The sequence below is a fragment of the Streptomyces sp. NPDC058464 genome (assembly GCF_042721035.1).
Classification (GTDB): domain Bacteria; phylum Actinomycetota; class Actinomycetes; order Streptomycetales; family Streptomycetaceae; genus Streptomyces.
In genome coordinates this window covers 1-4,268 of record NZ_JBHXMA010000112.1, presented here as the reverse complement: position 1 = coordinate 4,268, position 4,268 = coordinate 1, and the positions used below count along the sequence as shown (strand labels likewise).

Here is a 4,268-nt window from a genome sequence, read left to right as displayed (position 1 = left end):
CCCTCGGGCGATCCGATCGCCCAGGGCACGCCGACGTCGTCGGGGCCGGGGTCGAGGGTGTTGTTGCGGCCCTTGCGGAAGGTGGTGCCGATGGGGTGGATCGGGGGGAGGTAGACGACGTCGAAGCCCATCTCGGCGATCTTCGGCAGCCGGCGGGCCGCTGTCCGGAACGTGCCGTGCGGCCGCTCCGGCGTCCCCTCCGAACGCGGGAAGAACTCGTACCAGGAGCCGTACAGGGCCCGCTCACGCTCCACGAGCAACGGCAGCGCCTCGGAGACGGACACCAACTCCCGCAACGGAAACCGCGCCAGGACCTCGTCCACCTCGGGAGCGAGGGCGTTCGCCAGCCGCACGTGCAGGGGCAGGGAGTCGTCGCCCAGGGCCCGGGCCGCCGCGAGGATCCGGGCGCGTGCAGGTCCCGCGGGGACACCGGCGGCCGCCCGCTCGTACAGCTCGGCGCCCTCCTCCAGGACCAGGCCGGTGTCGATGCCCGCCGGGATCTTCACCCGGGCGTGCTGCCGCCAGGTGGCGAGCGGGGCGCTCCAGGACTCCACGTGATACGTCCAGCGGCCCGTCGCGTCCGGGGTCACCTCGGCGCCCCAGCGGTCGGTGCCGGGGACCAGCTCCCGCATCGGCGTCCAGGGGCCGGGCCGGCCCTCGGGGTCGCACAGCACCACATTGGCGCCGACCGCGTCATGGCCCTCGCGGAAGACGGTGGCGGTGACCTGGAAGGTCTCGCCCGGGACCGCCTTCGCAGGCCGCCCGCCGCACTCCACGGCGGGCCGGACGTCACGCACCGGAACGCGGCCGATGGGCTCGGTCGCCTTCATGGGTCTCACCTCCGCCGTGCGCGGAGCCGGGCCCAGGGCCCGGCTCCGCGGTCCGTAGTGCGCCGGAAGACCGGTGTCTTCCCGCGGGGTCCGTCTGTGGATCACTGCCTCGCGGAACGCCGGTCCGTCGGCGGCCCCTGCCGGACCGTCCCGCCCAGCCGGGGCCGCCCACCCTGTTCCCGCACGTAGGTGACGAGGCTGGTGCGCAGATAGCGCTCGGCCGCCTCCACCGCCTCCCGGGCGCACCGCTTGCCCATCAGGACGCACAGTGTGTAGCCCGAGTCCTCGAAGGTGGACCGCACCTCGCGGTCCTGCGGCGAGGCGAGCATGACGCGCTCCCACGCCCGGTAGCGCCGCAGCTGCCGGGCCACCTCGGCCTTCGCGGGTAGCAGCATGGCCGTGTCGTTCCTTCCGACGCTCTCGAGTGGGCACGTGTCCCCGAGGATCGGGGGAGCGTCCGGGCACGGAGAGGCACGGAGCCGTTACGGCGAATCGAGGCTTTCACTCATGGTGCACGCACGATGACCGAGCGTCTTGTTGGAACTTCAACCACCTCGGGAGTCCCTCGTGTTGCACGAATGGCGTAGCGCCCGCACAGTGAAGGTGACTCAGGAGCGACCAGCGCTCACGCTGCGCTTCCGGAACGTATTTCCGGACGGGTGAGGGGGAGCGGGAGCTTCGCGGGTGAGGAGCCGGCAACAATGAAGACCGCAGTGCCCTGCTACTACCACCTCGACGTCGAGGTCAGCCCGGAACGGGTGGGTCAGGTCAGCCGCATACTGGCCGCCCATCTGCGTTACTGGGATCTCGACAACCTCGTGGACCCCGTCTGCCGCGGTGCCGAACTGCTGCTGACCGCCATCGACCAGCACGCGACGGACAAACGCACGTCCATCGAGATGTGGTGGAACGGGCAGCACCTCATCACCGCCATCGGTGACGACGACCGGGATCTCCGCCCCGACCAGGACCTGCGCGGGTGCCTGGCGCACCTCGCCGCGACCAGCGACGGCTGGGGCTGCTGTGCCCCGGAGACCGGCAGCAAGATCATCTGGTTCTCGCAGCGGGCCCGCTCCGGGGAGCGCGTCCCGCTGGTCAGGTCCGGTCCGGCTCCCCGGCTGCGCCGGGTCCTGCAGGTGCCGCGCGACCTGCCGGTCGCCCAGTTGGCCGCATCCGCCGACGGCGTTCTGGAGGGCGCCCGGTGACGGCGAGGAAGTCCCGGAGAGGGGTGCCCGTGTGGAGCGGGCACCCCTACCCGTTGGGGGCCTCCTTCGACGGGCAGGGCACCAACTTCGCCCTGTTCAGCGAGGTCGCCGAACGGGTCGAACTGGTCCTGGTGAACGACGCCGCCACCGAGACGACGGTGCCGATGACCGAGGTCGACGGGTTCGTCTGGCACGCCTACCTGCCGGGCGTCGGACCGGGGCAGCGCTACGGATACCGGGTGACCGGCCCCTGGAACCCAGACCTCGGCCACTGGTGCAATCCGGCGAAGCTGCTGCTGGACCCGTACGCGAGGGCGATAGACGGCCAGATCGACAACCACCCCTCCCTCTACGAACGCACCCCCGGCGGCCCCTCCCCGGCCGACAGCGCCGGGCACTCCCTGCTCGGCGTGGTCATCGACCCCTACTTCGACTGGGGCGACGACCGCCCGCCCCGGCGGCCGTACTCCGACTCGGTGATCTACGAGGCCCATGTCCGCGGGCTGACCCTCACCCATCCGGAGGTACCCGAACGGCTCCGGGGCAGCTACGCCGGTCTCGCGCACCCGGCGATCCTCGACCACCTGACCTCGCTCGGCGTCACGGCGGTCGAGCTGATGCCGGTGCACCAGTTCGTGCAGGACGGGGTCCTCCAGGACCGGGGCCTGTCCAACTACTGGGGCTACAACACCATCGGCTACTTCGCCCCGCACAACGCCTACGGCGCCTTCGGCACCCGGGGCCAGCAGGTCGACGAGTTCAAGGCGATGGTGAAGGCGCTGCACGCGGCCGGCCTCGAAGTGATCCTCGACGTGGTCTACAACCACACCGCCGAGGGCAACGAGATGGGCCCCACGCTGTCCTTCCGGGGCATCGACAACGCCTCCTACTACCGGCTGGTCGACGGCGACTGGGCGCACTACTACGACACCACCGGCACCGGGAACAGCCTGCTGATGCGGCACCCCTACGTGCTCCAGCTGATCATGGACTCGCTGCGGTACTGGGTGACCGAGATGCACGTCGACGGCTTCCGCTTCGACCTCGCGGCCACCCTGGCACGGCAGTTCCACGAGGTGGACCGCCTTTCGGCGTTCTTCGACCTGATCCAGCAGGACCCGGTGATCAGCAGGGTCAAGCTCATCGCCGAACCCTGGGACGTGGGCGAGGGCGGCTACCAGGTCGGCAACTTCCCGCAGCTGTGGTCGGAGTGGAACGGCAAGTACCGGGACGCCGTACGCGACTTCTGGCGGGCCGAGCCGGGCTCGCTGGGCGAGTTCGCCTCCCGGCTCACGGGCTCCTCCGACCTGTACCAGCACAGCAGGCGGCGGCCGCGGGCGAGCGTCAACTTCGTCACCGCGCACGACGGTTTCACGCTGCGCGACCTGGTGTCGTACAACGACAAGCACAACCAGGCCAACGGCGAGGGCAACCGGGACGGCGAGAGCCACAACCGGTCCTGGAACTGCGGTGCCGAGGGCGAGACCACCGACCCGGCCGTGCTCGAACTCCGGGCCCGCCAGCAGCGCAACCTGCTCGCCACCCTGCTGCTGTCCCAGGGCATCCCCATGCTCAGCCACGGCGACGAACTCGGCCGCACCCAGAGCGGCAACAACAACGCCTACTGCCAGGACAACGAAGTCTCCTGGATCGACTGGGAACTGACCGGGGAACAGCAGACCCTCACCGACTTCACCCGGTACGTCATCGGGCTGCGCGCCGCGCATCCCGTGCTGCGCCGGCGGCGCTTCTTCCGGGGCGAGACCGCCGTGCACCCGGGGCAGCCACTGCCCGACCTGGTGTGGCTGCGGCCCGACGCCCGCGAGATGACCGACCGGGACTGGCAGCGCCCCGACGCGCACTCGGTCGGCGTCTTCCTCAACGGCGACGCCATCGCCGAACGGGACCCCTACGGCGGGCGCCTGGTCGACGACTCGTTCCTGCTGCTCCTCAACGGCTACTGGGAACCTGTCGACTTCCGGCTCCCCGACGACTCCTACGGCGAGCACTGGACGATTCTCTTCGACACGGCCGACGCGGACGGGATGCCGGACGAGCGCGAACGGAAGGCGGGCACGAGGCTGCGGGCCGAGGCCCGGAGCCTGATCGTGCTCTCGCGGCCGTCGAAGTAGTACGACGGGTGCGGCTGGGTGGGGGTTGCTTGCTCGCGCAGTTCCCCGCGCCCCTGAAAGAATGGGACGCTGCAGTGCGCCCCTTCAGGGGCGCGGGGAAC

Annotated in this window: 4 protein-coding genes; 2 read left to right on the top strand and 2 right to left on the bottom strand. The window is 70.8% G+C overall.

The features are described 5' to 3' along the window. Both ACFWPQ_RS51870 and ACFWPQ_RS51865 read right to left on the bottom strand, forming a co-directional pair. On the bottom strand, positions 1-830 hold an 830-nt coding region (locus ACFWPQ_RS51870; protein ID WP_384052174.1), incomplete at its 3' end, for a maltotransferase domain-containing protein. 101 nt (positions 831-931) lie between these two features. After that, entirely contained in the window at positions 932-1,225 is a 294-nt protein-coding gene (locus ACFWPQ_RS51865; protein WP_361306531.1) for a DUF5133 domain-containing protein, read from the bottom strand. Positions 1,226-1,531: 306 nt separating this feature from the next. On the opposite strand from ACFWPQ_RS51865, the gene ACFWPQ_RS51860 reads away from it, so the two are divergent. Together ACFWPQ_RS51860 and glgX are read left to right on the top strand one after the other, a co-directional pair. Then, complete coding sequence (locus ACFWPQ_RS51860; RefSeq protein ID WP_384052171.1) at positions 1,532-2,035, top strand: pep a2; 504 nt, start codon at positions 1,532-1,534, stop codon at positions 2,033-2,035. Positions 2,036-2,058: 23 nt separating this feature from the next. After that, positions 2,059-4,167, top strand: a complete 2,109-nt coding sequence (glgX, locus tag ACFWPQ_RS51855; RefSeq protein WP_384052169.1) for a glycogen debranching protein GlgX — start codon at positions 2,059-2,061, stop codon at positions 4,165-4,167. The last annotated feature ends 101 nt before the right edge of the window (positions 4,168-4,268 follow it).